The organism is Neptunomonas concharum (assembly GCF_008630635.1).
GTDB classification, from domain to species: domain Bacteria; phylum Pseudomonadota; class Gammaproteobacteria; order Pseudomonadales; family Balneatricaceae; genus Neptunomonas; species Neptunomonas concharum.
The window spans coordinates 2,958,066-2,976,317 of the sequence record NZ_CP043869.1; the positions used below are offsets into that span (position 1 = coordinate 2,958,066).

At 45.7% G+C, this 18,252-nt stretch carries 12 protein-coding genes; 3 read left to right on the forward strand and 9 right to left on the reverse strand.

Annotation, left to right across the window (positions count from 1 at the left end; all coding sequences use genetic code 11):
- Nucleotide 1: 1 nt before the first annotated feature.
- Complete coding sequence (locus tag F0U83_RS14040; protein ID WP_138987864.1) at nt 2–1,192, forward strand: MFS transporter; 1,191 nt, start codon at nt 2–4, stop codon at nt 1,190–1,192.
- Between the two features lie 11 nt (nt 1,193–1,203).
- Here the strand turns inward: F0U83_RS14040 and F0U83_RS14045 are convergent, their stop codons facing one another.
- The 7 genes from F0U83_RS14045 to F0U83_RS14075 all read right to left on the reverse strand — a co-directional run bounded on the left by F0U83_RS14045 (nt 1,204) and on the right by F0U83_RS14075 (nt 10,754).
- Nucleotides 1,204–1,806 carry a MarC family protein gene (locus F0U83_RS14045; RefSeq protein ID WP_138987865.1) on the reverse strand — a complete coding sequence of 201 codons (603 nt, stop codon included), beginning with the start codon at nt 1,804–1,806 and terminating at the stop codon, nt 1,204–1,206.
- A 118-nt stretch (nt 1,807–1,924) separates the two neighbouring features.
- Complete coding sequence (locus F0U83_RS14050; protein ID WP_138987866.1) at nt 1,925–3,238, reverse strand: hypothetical protein; 1,314 nt, start codon at nt 3,236–3,238, stop codon at nt 1,925–1,927.
- Nucleotides 3,239–3,282: 44 nt separating this feature from the next.
- Entirely contained in the window at nt 3,283–4,572 is a 1,290-nt protein-coding gene (locus F0U83_RS14055) for a hypothetical protein (RefSeq protein ID WP_138987867.1), read from the reverse strand.
- Nucleotides 4,560–5,876: a hypothetical protein gene (locus F0U83_RS14060; protein ID WP_138987868.1), complete on the reverse strand. Its 1,317-nt coding sequence runs from the start codon at nt 5,874–5,876 to the stop codon at nt 4,560–4,562. The genes F0U83_RS14055 and F0U83_RS14060 overlap by 13 nt, the downstream gene beginning before the upstream one ends.
- Before the next feature lie 199 nt (nt 5,877–6,075).
- On the reverse strand, nt 6,076–7,731 hold the full coding sequence (locus F0U83_RS14065; protein ID WP_211343679.1) for an electron transfer flavoprotein-ubiquinone oxidoreductase: 1,656 nt from the start codon (nt 7,729–7,731) through the stop codon (nt 6,076–6,078).
- A gap of 14 nt (nt 7,732–7,745) precedes the next feature.
- Nucleotides 7,746–9,509 carry an acyl-CoA dehydrogenase family protein gene (locus F0U83_RS14070; protein WP_138987869.1) on the reverse strand — a complete coding sequence of 588 codons (1,764 nt, stop codon included), beginning with the start codon at nt 9,507–9,509 and terminating at the stop codon, nt 7,746–7,748.
- Nucleotides 9,510–9,695: 186 nt separating this feature from the next.
- The gene (locus tag F0U83_RS14075) at nt 9,696–10,754 is read right to left on the reverse strand and encodes an AraC family transcriptional regulator (RefSeq protein WP_138987870.1); all 1,059 of its coding nucleotides are present in this window, start codon (nt 10,752–10,754) and stop codon (nt 9,696–9,698) included.
- Between the two features lie 315 nt (nt 10,755–11,069).
- Here F0U83_RS14075 and F0U83_RS14080 point away from each other — a divergent pair, with 315 nt between their 5' ends.
- Nucleotides 11,070–13,043, forward strand: a complete 1,974-nt coding sequence (locus tag F0U83_RS14080; protein WP_138987871.1) for a DUF1302 domain-containing protein — start codon at nt 11,070–11,072, stop codon at nt 13,041–13,043.
- 27 nt (nt 13,044–13,070) lie between these two features.
- Complete coding sequence (locus F0U83_RS14085; protein ID WP_138987872.1) at nt 13,071–14,420, forward strand: DUF1329 domain-containing protein; 1,350 nt, start codon at nt 13,071–13,073, stop codon at nt 14,418–14,420.
- Nucleotides 14,421–14,480: 60 nt separating this feature from the next.
- On the opposite strand, the gene F0U83_RS14090 is transcribed toward F0U83_RS14085, so the two are convergent.
- Together F0U83_RS14090 and F0U83_RS14095 are read right to left on the reverse strand one after the other, a co-directional pair.
- On the reverse strand, nt 14,481–17,279 hold the full coding sequence (locus F0U83_RS14090) for a bifunctional diguanylate cyclase/phosphodiesterase (RefSeq protein WP_138987873.1): 2,799 nt from the start codon (nt 17,277–17,279) through the stop codon (nt 14,481–14,483).
- Nucleotides 17,276–18,226: an ABC transporter substrate-binding protein gene (locus F0U83_RS14095; RefSeq protein ID WP_170221834.1), complete on the reverse strand. Its 951-nt coding sequence runs from the start codon at nt 18,224–18,226 to the stop codon at nt 17,276–17,278. Before F0U83_RS14095 ends, F0U83_RS14090 begins: the two co-directional genes overlap by 4 nt.
- Nucleotides 18,227–18,252: the final 26 nt, after the last annotated feature.

Below are 18,252 nucleotides of genomic sequence, written 5' to 3' on the forward strand. Positions count from 1 at the left end.
CATGGCATCGTCTTCATCCACACCTTCTTGGCAACAGCCAATTGTATTGTTGTATATCATGGCCGCTGCTATGCCATTTTCGATGGGTACGTGGATGGCGCTTATCAACAACTTTTCTATTGAATATGCACAGTTCAATGGTGCTGATATGGGGATTTTACAGAGCCTTAGAGAGATTCCTGGCTTTTTATCCTTTGCTGTCATTTTTCTGCTGCTCATTATTAAAGAGCAGACCCTTGCGGTGTTCTCTTTAGCGTTATTGGGGTTAGGCACCGCATTAACCGGTTTTCTACCCAGCTTTTATGGGCTGTGTTTCACCACCGTGCTGATGTCGATAGGTTTTCATTACTTTGAAACGGTCAATCAATCGCTACAATTACAGTGGCTGGAAAAAGGCGAAGCACCCAAGGTCATGGGGAAACTCGTTGCTATTGGATCAGTATCTTCTCTCACAGCCTATGGAAGCGTCTATATCGCATTAGAATACTTTGGGTTATCGATGGTATGGGTTTACTTCCTAGGCGGCTGTACAACGCTCATGCTCGCTACAGCCGCCTGGACCTTATTCCCTCATTACCCAGAAAAAGTGGAACAACGAAAAAAACTCTTTCTAAAAAAACGCTACTGGCTCTATTACTCACTGGTATTTATGAGTGGTGCTCGTCGCCAAATATTTGTTGTCTTTGCAGGCTTTTTGATGGTGGAGAAGTTTGATTTCTCAGCCTCAGAAATCACACTGATGTTTATCGCCAACATGGCGATCAATATTATTGCCGCGCCACTAATCGGGCGATTGATTGCTCACTGGGGCGAACGCCGAGCACTCACCTTTGAGTACATTGGATTAATCGGTGTCTTTACGTCTTACGCCCTAGTTGAAAGTGCCACTTGGGCGGCCGCCCTTTATATTATTGATCATCTGTTTTTTGCCATGGCAATCGCCATTAAAACTTACTTTCAGAAGATAGCCTCACCGGAAGATATCGCGCCAACAGCAGGTGTCTCCTTTACTATCAACCATATTGCGGCTGTAGTGATTCCAGCGGCATTTGGGTTACTCTGGTTAATATCACCTTCTATTGTATTTTATGCAGGTGCAGGTATGGCAGGGATCTCCCTACTCCTAGCGCTACTGATACCTAACAAACCTATAGAAGGCAGTGAAACCCGACTCAGCACCACATTGGCCTAAATAGTTGAATCTCAGCTGATCAGTGCCATATTGACGATACCATCATGAACAAACTGAATAGCCAGCGCAGCCAAAATAACACCTAAGAATCGGCGCAAAACGTCATCGCCTGTGCGGCCAATAATGCGCTTCACATAGCGGGACAGGATCATCAATAACAAGGTAGCCGCGCTGATGGTTAATATGGCTAACGTAATAGACAGTGTCGTACTGCCACTATCCGCTTTTGAATATAACAGGATTGCAAGGGTTAGCGAGCCAGGCCCTGCCAACATAGGGATCGACATCGGAAAGACAGCAATATCTTTACGAACATCGGTACTGGTGTACTCAATATCTTGAGTGATCATATGGAACGCCGTGTAAAAAAGCAGAATGCCCCCCGAGATACGCAGCGCATCTATACTGATACCTAGTTTGTGGAGCAGAGGTTCACCAAAACTGCCAAACAGCACCAGCAAAGAAGCAGAGATCAGCGTCGCTTTAATGGCCATTTTAACTCGATGGCGCATATCATCAGGTGGGACTAGTGAGTGAAAAATGAGCGCTGCACCAATCGGGTCAATAATGACAAACAACGCAATCATTGCGTTTAAATAAGCTGCCAAATCCATCACTCACTCCACTCACACTAGACAAACGTCTTAATATCAAGGGCGCAATAGTAATACGTTACGAAGTACCATCCAATAAAAAAGCACCCGAAGGTGCTTTTTTATTGGAATGGAGCGACTACTCACGATTAAAGTAACGATGGGGTGTGAGTAACGCATAATTGGCTAGCGTATTACCATTGTCCAGAGTTCCATTCTTAAAGGACGTTAAGCGAAACCCTAACACCGGAGCCTGATCATAACTTCCTGTGTGATAAAGGGTAGACCGCGTCACAGGCCCGGGAAGCACATTATCCACACGAGTGGCTAAAATTGACCCAGATTCCTGAAGTATAGAAGGTCTATCAAACGATACAACATTCACGGCATGACATAAATCTGCAGCCACTTTAGGATGATCCGGTAGGAGTCCAATATCATAATAGTCCTTATATGCATCATATACTTCACCACCCCCTACACTACCAATAAAAGAGTTATCACCTATCCACAAATACTGCTGAACTGCCACTTTTCCTTCTTCAACGGGTAAGCCTAGTGTGCCACAGTATTTTGTTCTTCCGTCCATTAACACACTGAATGGCTTATGGTTTTTATAGCCAGCTAGAGGGTAACTAATCACCCAATCTGTCTGGGCATTTAGCTCATCCAACACCACAACTTCATTGCTGATATGCATTGCCATCATTAACTTAGCCAGTGCATCGATTCCACCCTGCACTCGTGAAAGATTAATGTAGGTATTTAAAGGGTGAATAGACCGTGCATCCCGCGAGCCTAGCAGAGCATGCATGCGCGTATTGGTAATAGCAGTAGCCTCATAAGCAGCTGACAAACCCTGTTGCACGTTCATTAAATTAGCCGTACCGTAAATTAAATCATCTCGTATATCATACTGCCCAACAGGCTCTGCATCGGGTTCGATGCCAGCCAAATAGTCTGCTTGCTCGGCACAATGAGACTCTTCAGGCTGAGGGAGTAGCGCTAAATCGTTTCCTCCTAAATGGTATACTTCTAAGCTGCCCGTATTAATGGGTATATCGAACTGCGCGCCTGAACCAAAGCCATATCCAACACCATCGAGTACACATAAGCCCTCAGCAACCCGCAGGGTCACTTTACCTGCTTCATCTTTACTCAAGCTAAAACGGAAATTATTCCCTGACCCTACATAAGCATTCAATGACTTAACAACGTCGCCTGTTTCAGCACTTCTGAATTTGAGATGCAACAGGGGTGAGGCACTCGATATAGGGTAGCGCCCTGAGTGACGAAATACATTGATATAGGTGTCCCACCCATTTTGGGTTGTGAAAAATGGGAAAATAAGTACTTCACCTACACCGTCCTGAGTGATTTTCATGTTGTCGTCGGCAGCCAGTGATTTAGCCGTAAACAACAGAATCAGAGATAACATTAAATAACGTATCATCAGCAGTCCTTCCTTTCTGTTAAAGTACCTATGGTAATGTAAGATTAATCAAACTTATGTGGTGTTAAGATAGAGTAGTTCGATAACGTTTTCCCGCCATCCAATGTTCCATTGCTGAAGTTCGTTATCCGAAAGCCTAGGACAGGTGATGGTTGCTCCATTGACCAAGAAAGCACCCCTGCACCGCCAATACTCTTCAGCATCTGAGAGACTTTCTGCTGCTTAACCGAGAAGAGATCCTCCCCAGTGGACAAGAGGCTCTCAGGTTGAAAACTAATTAAATTAACCGCATAGCAGGCATCAAAGCTGGACCAGCTAGCGTTCGGGATCTTTACGACTTCTTGACCACCACCGTAGAGACTTAAACGTATAGGGTCACCCAACAACGCCCCTCCTAACGGTGAATCAGGGCCAAGATTATCAGTACCGAAACTATCACAGTACCTCACCTGCCCATCAATGAGGGTCTCTCGACCTTGATGATAACCATAACCCGCCAAAGGGTACGTCAACACCCATTCTGTGGAGGCGTTGATACTTTCCAGATTCACGATATCATTCGTTATCTTGGAAGCATTCAACGCTTTTGCAACAGCTTCTATTCCCCCCGTCACACGGGATAAATCGATCGTACTTCTGAGTGGGTGCTCATGAACCGATTCAATGCCTGTGTTGGAAAGCGCTGTCGCTGTATAGTTAACCGACACCGCCTCTTCTATATTGATTAGTGTGACGAACGCCCTCGCCTTTGGATTACTGACCGAAGTGACCCAGAGTAGCGGTTCTGTCTGCCAACGGCCCCCGTCATCCCACCTTCCTATCAAGGTCGAACACCCAATGTAAGGGTTTTTCGCCTCCGTATTATAGCGTAGTGAATAGACTTCTATACTGCCAATAGTATGAGCTATAGGAAACATGCGATTTCCACGACCATAACCACGATCATAACCACCCCACGACGGCTCGCCTATAGCACCACCGACAACACACATGCTGCCTGCATCACTCGCAAACGAAATGCCCGGCCCTCCTGGGTAGTTGCCGAAACTATCGGGAGACGACAATGTAGCACGAAGCACTCCATTTTTTGGTAAGTAAACGTTAAAAGCGCTAAATACATCGCCTGTCTCTGCACTACGTAGTTTCAGGTGCAACATACCTCCGTTATTATTAATATCGATATATGTATGCCACCCATTCTGCACGCTAAAAAAGGGGATAATAAGGGCTTCACCGTATCCATCATCTCTGACCTGAAGTGAAGTACTATCCTGAGCCTGTGCATTCATAATCCATAATACAAGTAGGCAGCAAAACGTCCTTATTTTACACATGGCGAATTATCCTTATTGATACAGGTAAAGTGGTGCGGTAATAACACTGAAAAATTCGCCAGAATATTCTCGTCTCTCACCCTACTATTCACAAAGGTTGTCATACGAAAACCTAACAGCGGCACCTTGCGAGGGATAATAGTTCCATGATCACTATTCCAAAAGAAGAGCTTAGCTTTAGAGGTGTCCCATAATATTTCGTCTGAATGGAAATAATAGTGAGCTTTACGAGCAAGACTAGAGGACGTATCGGTATCCTCCATATAAACTTCTAAGACTAGCAAATTTACAGCGTTGCAAAAGTAAGGCTCCGGCTTCAGCTCCAACCCCGGATTAAGGGTGTCATTTGGATTGTCCATAAAAAAACGATCATCATCTTCGTCATAATAACTCTTCGTCATAGAATCAAAGTCTACTGTGTGATCAAAAAAAGTTCTAATAACCTCACAAGCATAAGTCCGCCCATCGATTACTTGCGCGTATGGCTTATCATTCTTATAGCCATCCAGCACATAGCTCACAACCCATTCTGTATTACCATTGATAGTGCTGACATTCACGATCTCATTTTCCAAACTCGTCACAGCCAAAGCGGCCTCGACCGCATCAAGCCCCCCAACTACACGTCTCAGGTCGACTGTATTGTTCGTTGGATGTTCGTGCCTATAGTCGATCGCAGTGCCTGTCAGCGCTGTGGCAGAATACGTAGACGATAAGCCTTGATTAACGTTAACTAAATTTATATCCGCATAGATATGTGCTTCATTACGATAGGAGAAATTAACAAGACCACCCTCTTCGTTTGCCCAAAGGGCCCTACGAGCCTCACAACTAAGTGCTTTAAAGTCGGCAGGCAACACAAGATTGGTTGAATATACCTCTGCGCTACCAAGACTTTCGGCGATTAGAAACTCAGCACCTACGCCGCCAGAGCGTAATAATTGAGCATCTCCTCCAATCAGGCAAGCGCCCTCAGCAATACGCAATATTGTATGACCTGCGTCATTCTCAGAAATGCTCGCGCGGAAGGTTTCATAACCATCGGGGTAATAGGAGAATGTTGTGATGACCTCTCCCGTTTTGCCACTGCGAAGCTTGATATGTAATAACTCAGAAGCGCTAGGGTTATATATATTGAAGTAGGTGTCCCAACCGTTTTCGGATGTGTAAAACGGAATAATTAACACCCCTCCTGAACCATCGGGGGAGATACTAACACGCTCGTTCTCTGCCAATACTAACGAAGACAGACAAGCGGCAGCAAAGAGAAAAACAACAGAGAAAAACCGAAAGACCACCTTCATGTAAACTCCCTTTTCATCATCAGCTATTCCATTACATCATTCAGTTGTATTACATAATACACAGGGCATCAAGTCAGAAACAAAATACACTCTGAGCACTACTTACTCAAGATAAACGTTTCAATTAACCAACACTCTCTTTTAAGTTTGACTCTTGAGCGTGAAGATAAGAAGCCCGGAGAACCGGGCTTTATTTTCATCACATATTCGGGTAGTTAGGCCCACCGCCGCCTTCTGGAGTAATCCAGATGATATTCTGAGACGGATCTTTAATATCACAGGTTTTACAGTGGACGCAGTTCTGCGAGTTGATCTGGAACTTCGCCTCTCCCGCTTCAGTTTCCACAATCTCATAAACGCCTGCAGGGCAGTAGCGTTGTGCCGGTTCTGCGTACAGTGGCAGGTTTTTACCCAACGGAATACTGCTGTCTTTTAGCGTTAAGTGGCACGGTTGATCTTCTTCATGGTTGGTGTTGGAGAGGAACACCGAGCTGAGCTTATCAAAGCTCAAAACACCGTCCGGTTTCGGGTAGGTGATCTCACTGAACTCACTGGCGGGGCGCATCTGTGCATAATCTTCATGATTATCACGTAGTGTGATTGGCAGCTTGCCGCCAAAGAGGTTCTGATCGATAAAGTTGAACGCGCCACCCAGATACGGGCCAAACTTGTGCATCGCCGGGCCAAAGTTACGGGAGCGATACAACTCTTCATATAACCAAGAGTCTTTAAACGCGCTATCGAAGCTATCAAGTTTTTTACCGCCAGTACAGCCGCCTTTAATCGCTTCAAACACCGATTCAGCCGCAATCATGCCAGACTTCATCGCGGTATGGGTGCCTTTGATCTTAGCGAAGTTCAACGTGCCTGCATTACAACCGATCAAAAGACCGCCTGGGAAGGTCATTTCAGGCAGTGCATTAAAGCCACCTTTAGCGATAGCACGCGCACCATAAGAGACACGTTTACCGCCTGCTAAGTATTGTTTGAGCACCGGGTGATGCTTCATCCGCTGGAATTCATCAAACGGACTGACGTAAGGGTTGGCGTAGTTCAGGTCGACAATCAGACCCACCACCACTTGATTGTTCTCTGCATGGTAAAGGAAGAAGCCACCGCTGGTACCTCCTTCCAGTGGCCAACCCGACCCATGTACCACTAAGCCCTCTTCGTGTTTCGCTGGATCGATATCCCACAGCTCTTTAATACCGATACCGTAGTGCTGAGCATCGGCGTTTTTATCCAGCTGGAACGTCTGATACAGCTGTTTGCCCAGATGGCCACGGCAACCTTCCGCAAACAAGGTGTATTTGGCATGCAGCTCCATACCCGGCATATAGCTGTCTTTCTCGCCGCCATCCTCAGCGACACCCATATCACCGGTAGCGATACCCTTGACGCTGCCATCCTCATTGAGAAGGATTTCCGCAGCGGTAAAGCCTGGGAAGATCTCGACACCGAGTTGCTCCGCCTGCTCACCCAGCCAACGGGTTAAGTTACCGAGGCTGACAATATAGTTACCATGGTTGTGCATGGTTTTAGGGATCAGCGCGCTCGGTAGCTTGGTGGCTCTTTCGTTATCTTTGAGCAGATACAGCTCATCACGGGTGACGGGCGTGTTGAGAGGGGCGCCAAGCTCTTTCCAGTTGGGGAAGAGTTCATCCAATGCACGGGATTCAACCACCGCACCCGAAAGGATATGGGCACCCACTTCAGAACCCTTTTCAACCACACATACGGTCAGTTCTTGTTCTTGCTCGTTTGCCATCTGCATCAAGCGGCAGGCAGCGGATAATCCGGCTGGGCCTGCGCCTACGACGACAACATCAAATTCCATCGATTCGCGTTCTGACATCTTTTTTGTTCTCCTCAGAACTGTGCTTCATCCAATGCCAGAATAGCTTCACTTCCGGCTTTAATAGTCTGCCAATGGGCCGCTACACGAGGTACAAAATGCTCGCAATAAAAACGTGCGCTAACCAGCTTGGCATCAAGGAAACTTATATCTTGAGTGCTATCCGCTCGTAAAGCATGAGCCGCGGCAGCACTGCGTAACATAAGCCATCCCCCACAAAGATACCCGAATAGCATCATCAGGTTAACACCTATCGACGATGCATCTTCCTTGTGGGATAACAACCAAACAACTGCCTCCCTTGCATCTTGCTCTGCTTGAACCATCAATTCATTGGCAGCTTGCATATTATCAGGTAACTGCAGAGTAACCAGCTCATCGCGAATCTGATCCAACAACGCCAACATCCCAGCCCCTTTATCTGATAAACCTTTGCGGCCCACCAAATCTAAACCTTGTATCCCTGTTGTACCTTCATAGATAGGTAAAATACGTGCATCCCGGTAAAACTGGGCGGCTCCCGTTTCTTCAATAAACCCCATCCCTCCATGAATTTGCACACCAAGCGATGTTAACTCTTGAGCAAGTTCCGTTATCCAACCTTTTACAATGGGGGTATAGAGATCAAGGCGGGTTTGACAAAGGGCTTTATCGTGAGGCGCGGCTACTTTTAGCCGATCCGCTTCCGAAGCGGCAACATAGGCTAACGTGCGCATCGCTTCGCTACCTGACTTCATCATCATGAGCATACGGCGAACATCCGGATGCTGAATAATAGCAACCCGACTACCATCACGCTGTGTGCCTTGAATACGATCTTTTGCATACTGAAGTGCATGTTGATAAGCCCGCTCGGAAATAGCCAGCCCCTGCAAACCAACACCTTGCCTTGCGTCATTCATCATAGTGAACATACAAGCTAGGCCAGTATGCGGTTCACCAACGAGATAGCCTACTGCACCACCTTGATCACCATAGCTCATCACACACGTCGGGCTGCCATGAATACCAAGCTTATGCTCAAGCGAGACGGCTTTAGCGTCATTCAGTTCACCTAATGAGCCGTCTGAATTGACCAAGAATTTAGGTACAATAAACAGAGAGATACCCTTGACGCCCTCAGGTGCATCCGGCAAGCGAGCCAAAACAAGATGGACAATATTGTCCGTCATCTGGTGATCCCCCCAAGTGATGAAGATCTTTTGGCCGGTAATCCGGTAGTGATCACCTTGCGGAATCGCTTTTGCTTTAATAGCAGCTAGATCAGAGCCTGCATCTGGCTCTGTTAAATTCATCGTAGCCGTCCATTCGCCGCTGATCATTTTTTCTAAATAGATCGCTTTTAGCTCATCTGAGGCATGCTCAGTAACCGCTTCAACAGCACCCTGAGTGAGTAGAGGGCACAACGAAAATGCCATATTAGCTGATTGCCAAATTTCCATTACCGCTGTGGATAGTGCTCGCGGTAATCCTTGTCCACCATATTCAGGATCACCTGCGAGTGACGGCCAACCACTCTCTATAAACTGCTGGTATGCCTCACTAAAACCTGCCGTTTCTTGTACACCACTGGCACCCAGCTGCGCACCCTGCCTGTCACCGATCTGATTAAGTGGAGCTAAAACCTCGTGACCCAACTTGGCAGCTTCTTCCAAAATCGCATCCGTCAGCCCTGAGTTCAGGTCATTTTGGTCTAGTTGATTACACAAATCTGAAAAGCCAACTACCTGCTGCAACACAAACTTGGCATCTTGATCGGGGAAAAAATACTCGCTCATAACGGCGCTCCTGTCTCCCGATAAGCTCGGGATTTATCATTCTTATTGATACAGGAATGATCCGGCAGAGAAGCCTGCCCCTCAATAACATTATTAACCTTATATTATGACAATTACGCTCAGCATCGATCAGGCCACCTATTAATTCCCTAAATACTAAACAAAGAGCCCGGGGTCAGATTTCTGCTATTGTTCAAACTGATGACAGTAAACTTCACTCTTGCGGTATTCGCCAGGTGTCATCCCTGTCCATTTTTTAAACGATCTAAAAAATGCGGAGGGCTCATCAAACCCCATTAATCCAGCCACATCATTAATTGATAACTGGGGAGAGTTCATATAATTCACGGCGGCTGATTTGCGGCAATCGTCTTTGATTTTTTGATACGACGTGCCCTCATCTAACAGGCGGCGACGCAATGTCGAAACTGACATATGCAACACATTCGCCACTTCATCTGCACTGGGTAATTCGCGGCTGAAATCCTTACCTATCATCGCGATGACTTGGGACTTTAGACTTTTATCATCGTCCACCATGACATGTAACTGGAAAGGCGCGGTCTTTAAAAAGCCTCGCATCGTCTCTTCAGTTTGGACAATGGGGTAATCCAAATAACGGGCAGGAAAGACCAATGCATTATCATGCTGATCAAATTTTATTTCTGAACGAAAAAGGGTCTCATAATAGTCAGCATCCGCCGGCTCACTAAACGTAAAGTAAGCCGCTTTGATCTCCAAACGTGTACCTATTAGCCAACTGGTAAAGTGTTGCCATACCGACAGAGACGTTCGAATACGATCAGATGATTCCTTTTCTAATAGGTCTTTAAATCCTTCTGCATCAAATTCCTGGGTTGGTGCAAAAGATATCTTTGCATAGCGGCCACGGCGGACCAGTACCGGCTTAATTTTGGAGCCTCTGCATATTTCATAAAAATCACTACAGCGCCATAACGCTTTCTCCAACGTTTTCGCATGTAAGATAGCGTGACACATCATGCGAAAGGTGCCATTGGGTACTTTGCCTCCGCTGATCATGCCAAAGGACTCATCTTGGGTTATCCAGATAATTCGTTGATACAGCTGCCCAAATTTTTGCGCAGGAAACTCTGTCTGGTTTTCTATATCTTCTGGGCTAATACCCACGTGATCAAGCAAACTATTAACATCGAAGCCCTGACTCTCAGCATGGCCAAGCAAGTATTTGACGTAACCATTCGGCACTGTAATCTTGCGTTCCATAATCATCCCCAGTTCAGTTCCAAGTGTGCATTATTATTTTTGTTACTATTTTAAGCCCTCCTTTTGACCACGCAATCTGGCAAGCGAACTCTTTTGTCAGTCATTATGGAGAGAAATGTTATTGTTGAACTAATTAACAGTGTAGATGATAGTTTTGCAAGCTACACTGAAGAAATAACATCCCCGTTCAAGTAGTTAGAGTGGGTATGGATTTGGCGCTTCAGTGCTAGGTTTTCCAAGAAGATGGTTAGATCTAATGCCTGATTTCTTGGTACATAGCCGTTGCTACAAAAATAACAATGCAAGGTGAACGAAATGGCAATAAAAAACACCAGAGTGAATAACAGCGCTCTACTGCCTACCCGCGTCCTCAAACGTAAGTTTTTCCCCGCTCTGCTCGCGGCTACCTTAGCCGGGCAGGCACATGGCGTTGAATTTCAACTCGGTGAAATTGATGGCCGTTTTGATTCTCAATTATCAGTCGGAGCCAGCTGGCGCCTTAACGACCCTGATTCTGATCTATTCTCCGAACCCAATGGTGGAACGGGCAAAGGCTCCGGTAGCTTTGATGATGGCAACCAAAACTTCAAAAAAGGTGAAACCTTTTCAAAGATTTTCAAAGGGACCCACGAACTCTCCCTTAGCTATCAAAACTTTGGGGCTTTTGTTCGCGGGAAGTATTGGGCAGATTTTGAGTTAAAAGACGGCGACCGCGCGCATGGGCACACCGGCAACGGTTACATTCCCGGCTCTGAACTCAATGATGATGGCTTTAATGATTTTGCTAAATTTTCAGGGGCCGAACTTTTAGATGCTTACATCTATGGCAACTTCGAATTAGGCGACAAACCGTTAGATTTACGCCTAGGTCGCCAAGTAGTTAACTGGGGTGAAAGTACTTTTATCCAAGGCGGTATTAACGTTATTAACCCCTTTGATGTTAGCGCTTTTCGTCGACCAGGCTCCGAAGTTAAAGAGGGATTGTTGCCTGTCAATATGGCTTTTGCCTCACTCGGGTTAACCGATAATCTAAGCGTAGAAGCGTTCTATCAATTAGGCTGGGAGCCTACGGTGGAAGATGGTTGTGGTACCTATTTCTCCGCAAACGATTTTGCCGCTGAAGGATGTAACGGTATTCGCGTTGATTCTGGCGCTTTCAATGGCGTTCCTGACTCTCTCTACTTTAACGGTGTTGCTGGCACATCGCCTTGGAACCTCACAGGCACCAGCCCTGTTGTAGCTCGCGATAGCAACGGCGTACGTGAAGCAAAAGACGGCGGCCAATTTGGTCTAGCTGCACGCTATCTCGCCGAGGACCTCAACGATACGGAATTTGGTTTCTACTTTGCTAAATACCATAGCCGCCTGCCTATCGTCAGCGGCATCAAGACAGATACGAATATGGCGGCACTTGGTGCAGCCTTGACACCTGGCGTCACCGCACAAGTAACTCAGCAATTTATTGCTGCAGGTCAGGATGTCACTAACCCAGCTGTACAGGCTGCCATTGCATCCACTGTATCGGGCACTGTCACCCGAATCGTTCAGGGGACGGCTCCGTTCAATAGTCGTTATTTCACAGAATACCCTGAAGATATCAAGATGCTAGGCTTCAGCTGGAACACCAACATCGGCGAATTAGCTTGGTCCGGTGAAATCAGCCACAAACAAGATGTACCCATTCAGCTAAACGGGCCTATGTTGGTTGCTTCTATGCTGACACTCGGTACGCAGCCAGGAAACCCAGCTAATGGAGCCGTTGTACCAGTAGGTTCAGCAGGTCTAGGTGATGAGGTGCATGGCTATAAAACCTTCTCCGTCACTCAAGCACAGAGCACAGTCATCAAAACGCTTAATAACGTCATGGGGGCTAGCCGCTTGGCGCTGATAGGGGAACTAGGTTGGACTCACATTCACGACTTTGACGAAAGCGCCGAAGCCTTAAAATTCGGTCGCAGTGGTGTATTTGGCTACACACCGGGTGACAATGATGGCTTCGTCACTCAGGACTCTTTCGGCTATGTCGTGCGTGCAGCTTTGTCTTACCCTAACGCCTTTGCAGGTGTTAATTTGACGCCTCAAATCAGCTTTAAGCATGGTATTAGTGGTTATGGCCCACAGCCTGGCGCCGCATTTAATGAGGGACAAAAGTCGATCAACCTCAGTCTGACCGCAGACTATCTAGAGCGTTACTCTGCCCAACTTTCTTATACAAATTTCTTTGGCGGAGATTTTAACGAATTAGCAGATCGTGACTTTATTTCTCTAAGCGCATCTGTGTCTTTTTAAGTCCGGCAGGAATGATGGAGTTTAATAATGAAATTTAATCCAAAAGCACTGCTGATGACATCAGCAATTACATTAGCATTTGGCGGTATGGCGACTGCTGCTGTGTCGCCTCAAGAAGCAGCCAAGCTTGGAGCATCATTGACACCAGTTGGTGCCGAAAAAGCCGGCAACGCCAGTGGCACAATTCCAGCTTGGACTGGCGGCCTAGCCAGCACTTCTGATAGATATGCCAACCCCTATGCAGATGAAAGGCCGCTGTTCACTATTACTGCTCAAAATGCCGAGCAATATAAACAGCATTTAACACCCGGGCAACTGGCTATGCTAGCTAAATACCCTGACTCTTTTAAGATGCCAGTGTACCCATCTCACCGATCCGCTGCTATGCCGCAATCTATCTATGATTCAATAGCGAAAAATGCCACCAGCGCGCAACTTACCGATGAGGGCAACGGAATTTCAGGCATGGCAGAAGCCATCCCCTTTCCTATTCCTTCGAATGGCCTTGAGGTGATCTGGAATCACATGACGCGTTATCGTGGCGGTGCGCTGGAGCGAACTTTTGTGCAAGTTCCGGTTCAAGCCAATGGTGCCTTCACTGCTGTTAAAATCAACGAGAAGATGTCATGGCCAAGCTACTTATCAGACGGATATGATGCGAAAACCGATGACAATATCCTGTTCTATTTCGTGCAAAAAGTTGAAGCGCCAGCTCGCTTAACGGGTAACGTACTACTAGTGCATGAAACCATGAATCAGATTACACAACCTCGTCAGGCTTGGACTTACAATGCAGGTCAGCGACGGGTCCGACGGGCACCGCAGATTGCTTATGATGCACCAGGAACCGCCACTGACGGCCAACGCACCACTGACAATTTAGATATGTTTAATGGTGCGCCTGATCGCTATGACTGGAAACTGGTGGGCAAACAAGAGCTGTATATACCCTACAACAGCTTCAAACTGGCTGATCGTGGATTGAAATATGATGATATACTTCAGGCGGGGCATCTCAACCCAGAATTAACACGTTATGAGTTACACCGTGTTTGGAAGGTTGAAGCCACTCTTAAAGAAGGGGCTCGACACGTTTACGCCAAACGTACTTTTTATATTGATGAAGATACATGGCAAGCTGCTGTTGTCGACCATTACGATGGCCGCGGCGAACTCTGGCGTGTTGGTGAAGCTCATAAGTTCCAATACCGCGATGTCAATGTGCCATGGATTGCAGCAGAGATGCTGTATGACTTGCAGTCTGGTCGCTACCTTGCCGGTGGTTTAACAAACGAAGAAGGCAACGGTTTCGATTTTACTAAGCGCTTTGTACATAAGGATTTCACTCCTCAGGCTATCCGTCGTATGGGCAAGTAAACGTCTTTTTATCCCCATTAAAAAGCCCCGCAACAAACTGCGGGGCTTTTTTAAACGTGTTTATACGTCATCCAAATGAAACGCTTCAAGGTTCTCTAATGTGAGAGGCCGTGAATAGTAAAACCCTTGTATCTCATCACATCCCTTCGATTCCAGAAAGCTCACCTGCTCAGTCGACTCTGCCCCTTCAGCAATCACTTTAATGCCCATCGCATGAGACATCGCAATAACGGTCTGCACAATTGTTTGGTCATCTTCATCTCTACCAATATCCTGCACAAAGGTCCTGTCGATTTTAAGATACTGAATCGGCATTTTTTTCAGGTAGCTTAAAGAGGAATACCCCGTTCCGAAATCATCGATAGCGATTGACGCACCTAAACGCCTAACCTGCTTTAATTGATCAAGTGTTTGATCCAAGGAATCAACCAAGGCCGTTTCTGTGACCTCTACCGTTATTTGCTTGGCATCAAGCTTACCCGTGTTATTCAATCGACGTAACGTGTTTAGCCACTTCGTACTGCGGAACTGCTTGGCTGAGATGTTAATGGCGATATTCGCATCAATAAGTGTCGGTGATCGCTGCTTATCTAAAGCCACTTGGTGAATCACCCAGTCTGTAATGTGATCAATCTCTCCAGATTCCTCTGATACAGGGATAAACTCTGCAGGAGATACATAGCCTAAATCCCGGCTATTCCATCTAAGTAGGGCTTCATAACCGGTAATCACTAAGCGTTTAGGGTCAACTTTAGGCTGATACACTAAGTGGTATTCATTGCGTTCTATTGCCCCTCGCATCGCTTGCTTGACTCTTATTAACTTTTGATTTCGCGCGTTGATGGTAAAATCGAAAAAGGAGAAGCAACCGCGGCCTGCTTCTTTTGCATGATACATAGCCGCATCCGCATGTTTTAATAACTGTTCTGTATTTCCGCCATCTCTTGGATAAATAGCAATCCCGATACTACAACCAATAATAAATTCATTTACCCCAATCTCGTATGCAGCGCTAAGCGATTTGATGATTTGGCTCGCCATCACGGCCAAACCTGACTCCGTGACACTACCTGGCACCAAAACTGTAAACTCATCTCCCCCCAGTCGGCTAACCACATCGACCACGCGCGTATTTTCCTTTAGCCGCTCAGCAACCATAGTCAACAATTTGTCTCCAGCTTCATGCCCCTGTGAATCATTAACCTCTTTAAAGTGATCAAGATCGATGAATAAAACACCAAAAGAGTTTTGATAACGCTTTGCATACTCTATCGTTTCTACTAATTTATTTTTGAAGGCCTCACGGTTATGCAAACCGGTTAAAGGGTCGGTAAATGCCAGTTTCGCAAGATTTTCTGTCGCCTCTTTTTCCTTGGATACATCCTGAAAGATCCCTATATAACCGGTCATATGGCCGTCTCTATCCATGATTTTATTGACAGATAGTCGTTTAAAGAACTCTTCTCCAGATTTCTTGCGGCTGACAAGCTCCCCTGTCCAATGGCCTTGCATCTTGAGTGAGGTCCATATCTTATTAAACATCGCTTTAGGATTTTTTTCTGGCTTTAGAAAAGCAGGTGTATGACCAACCACATCCTCTTTCGAATACCCCGTTATACGTTCAAAGGAGCTATTAACATCCAATATCCGCCATCGCCCGTCGGTTATGATTATGGCCTCTACGGTATTCTGGAAAATGCTGCGTGATATACTAAGCAACGTCTCTGTTTGCTCTTGCTCTGATAAATCGGAAGCAATGGTGCAGATAGCATAAGCACACCCATTACGATCAAATAGAGGAAACTTCACCATATGTAGCTGACGAAGTGTATTTTGGGAGCTGAAGGACGTGTACCTAGCGATAGGCTCCCCCAGCTCTAAAACTTCGGCATCATATTGGGCAAATTTCTCAGCCTCGTCTTTAGGAAGAATATCAAATGCAGTGTGTCCTTGAGATGAAGCCACACTAGGGAATGCTTCTTTAAAACGATCATTCATCATAAGGTACTGCCCTTCTCTATCTTTGATATACACCATCGAAGGGATATTTGTTAGTATGCTCTCTAGCTGCAGATGATGATTGAGCAATTCTCTATGGTCTTCTTCCAACTGGGAGGCCATGGTATCGATTGTGTTCGCGATCTCTGTTAACTCATCATCACCCGCCATATTAAGACGGGTATTAAACTGCCCTTTTGCGATCTTTTGTGCTGCTACTACAATCGTTGCTAAACGCGTACTAATCGAGTGGTTAAAGACCTTCCAAAACAACAGCCCTATAACACCTATTACAATAGAGACTCCCCAGAAGAAAAAATCGAAGCGGTTTAACAAAGATGCTTGCCTTCTTTCTAAATCAATTTCAAGAATTAAAAGCCCCTGTTGTTCTCTTCGACTTCCATCTTTGCCTAGCAGTCTAATGGGAGCAAAACCATATAAGGCATTTTCCATGTTATTACTTTCATGAATAGATAACGAAGTTTGCCGCATCAACTCATTGATCTGTTCTGAAATGTGTAAATGTTCGCTATTAAACACCAACCCCTCTTCACTTAATTTCGAAGATGCGAGTATTCTCTTCTCTTCATCTAATACCAGTAAATGCAGTACATCCCTGCTCGCACTGTTGGCAGAAATTTCTCGCTTTAATCCCTCGGTATCATTGATAGAGAGCAAATACTCAACGGTGCCTTGCAGGCGATTGACAGTTGAAACAGTATCTTGGCGGGATTGCTCAGCAACGACTTCCTTAACATGAGGCTTTAAAACAAATAAATTCAAGCTCACCAATGAGAGCGAGAAGAAGATAACTAACAGTAAGAAACTGCTTCTTAGTGAGAGCTGAAAAGGTGTGATCATTGCGATAAAAACCGACTATCAATTACGTTTTCAGTGAGTACTTCTTTATAGAGCAACCCACTTTTCAACAATAAATTTTCTACTTTCCTACCTGTAGATAAAATATTGGGGGGCTCGCCACTCAATAGCTGCTTATTCTCCTCCCTTCCCAATAAAATCATCCCATCATAAGCAGCAGCTAACGCCTCTTGATCCATTTTAAGGCGCCCACCCATCTCTTGAAGAGCCTGTGTTTTTTCATCGTTCAAAAATTTTAGCCCAGCAAACCACCCATTTACTAAATTAGATAACTGTGACGGATGCCGATCTATAAGAGACTCACGCGCAACTAACACATCCACGATTTCACCAGGTATCTCTTTGCTGGAAAACAAAACCTTCCCACCAGCTTCTATTAATTGGGACTTCACTGGCTCAAATGTCACTACAACATCGACCTCCTGATTAAGAAAAGCGCGTTCATGGCGATTGAACTCCATATTGATTATTTTAACGTCAGTAAGCTCTGGAGCATGTATATCCATAGCCCTTGCCCACACAAAGGCACCAAGAGCCGAAGATTCCAGCCCAACACGCTTACCAGATAGCTCACTTAAGTCTCCTATATATTGTTGAGCAATCACGACGTCTGCGCCTGCAGAGAAGTCCATAACAAGGATAATTTTCGTATCTGGCTGATCTTGAATGAGAAAGAGAGCTTCATCTAACGTTAAAGCAGCGACATCAATGGTCTTATTACGGTATGCCCTTAACACTTCTGAAGCGGCGGTAAACTCAACAAAACGAACCCCTTTTGTGTCAAATAACTCTCTGTTTTTTGCTAAATACAGAGGCTCATAACCAGGCCATATATTGGTACCAACATTAATGATGCCCTCATCAGGCTGGCTACAACCACTCAAGGACACTCCAACAATCAGACTTAGAATACATACAAATAATTTCACACATAAGCTCCGTGCTATCTCTATAG

Excerpts from the sequence above, each read along its gene's own strand:
- F0U83_RS14090 (WP_138987873.1), bottom strand. The coding sequence starts at position 17,279 with ATGATCACACCTTTTCAGCTCTCACTAAGAAGCAGTTTCTTACTGTTA.
- F0U83_RS14055 (WP_138987867.1), bottom strand. The coding sequence starts at position 4,572 with ATGTGTAAAATAAGGACGTTTTGCTGCCTACTTGTATTATGGATTATG.
- F0U83_RS14060 (WP_138987868.1), bottom strand. The coding sequence starts at position 5,876 with ATGAAGGTGGTCTTTCGGTTTTTCTCTGTTGTTTTTCTCTTTGCTGCC.
- F0U83_RS14070 (WP_138987869.1), bottom strand. The coding sequence starts at position 9,509 with ATGAGCGAGTATTTTTTCCCCGATCAAGATGCCAAGTTTGTGTTGCAG.
- F0U83_RS14080 (WP_138987871.1), top strand. The coding sequence starts at position 11,070 with ATGGCAATAAAAAACACCAGAGTGAATAACAGCGCTCTACTGCCTACC.
- F0U83_RS14050 (WP_138987866.1), bottom strand. The coding sequence starts at position 3,238 with ATGATACGTTATTTAATGTTATCTCTGATTCTGTTGTTTACGGCTAAA.
- F0U83_RS14085 (WP_138987872.1), top strand. The coding sequence starts at position 13,071 with ATGAAATTTAATCCAAAAGCACTGCTGATGACATCAGCAATTACATTA.
- F0U83_RS14045 (WP_138987865.1), bottom strand. The coding sequence starts at position 1,806 with ATGGATTTGGCAGCTTATTTAAACGCAATGATTGCGTTGTTTGTCATT.
- F0U83_RS14040 (WP_138987864.1), top strand. The coding sequence starts at position 2 with ATGGCATCGTCTTCATCCACACCTTCTTGGCAACAGCCAATTGTATTG.
- F0U83_RS14075 (WP_138987870.1), bottom strand. The coding sequence starts at position 10,754 with ATGGAACGCAAGATTACAGTGCCGAATGGTTACGTCAAATACTTGCTT.
- F0U83_RS14065 (WP_211343679.1), bottom strand. The coding sequence starts at position 7,731 with ATGTCAGAACGCGAATCGATGGAATTTGATGTTGTCGTCGTAGGCGCA.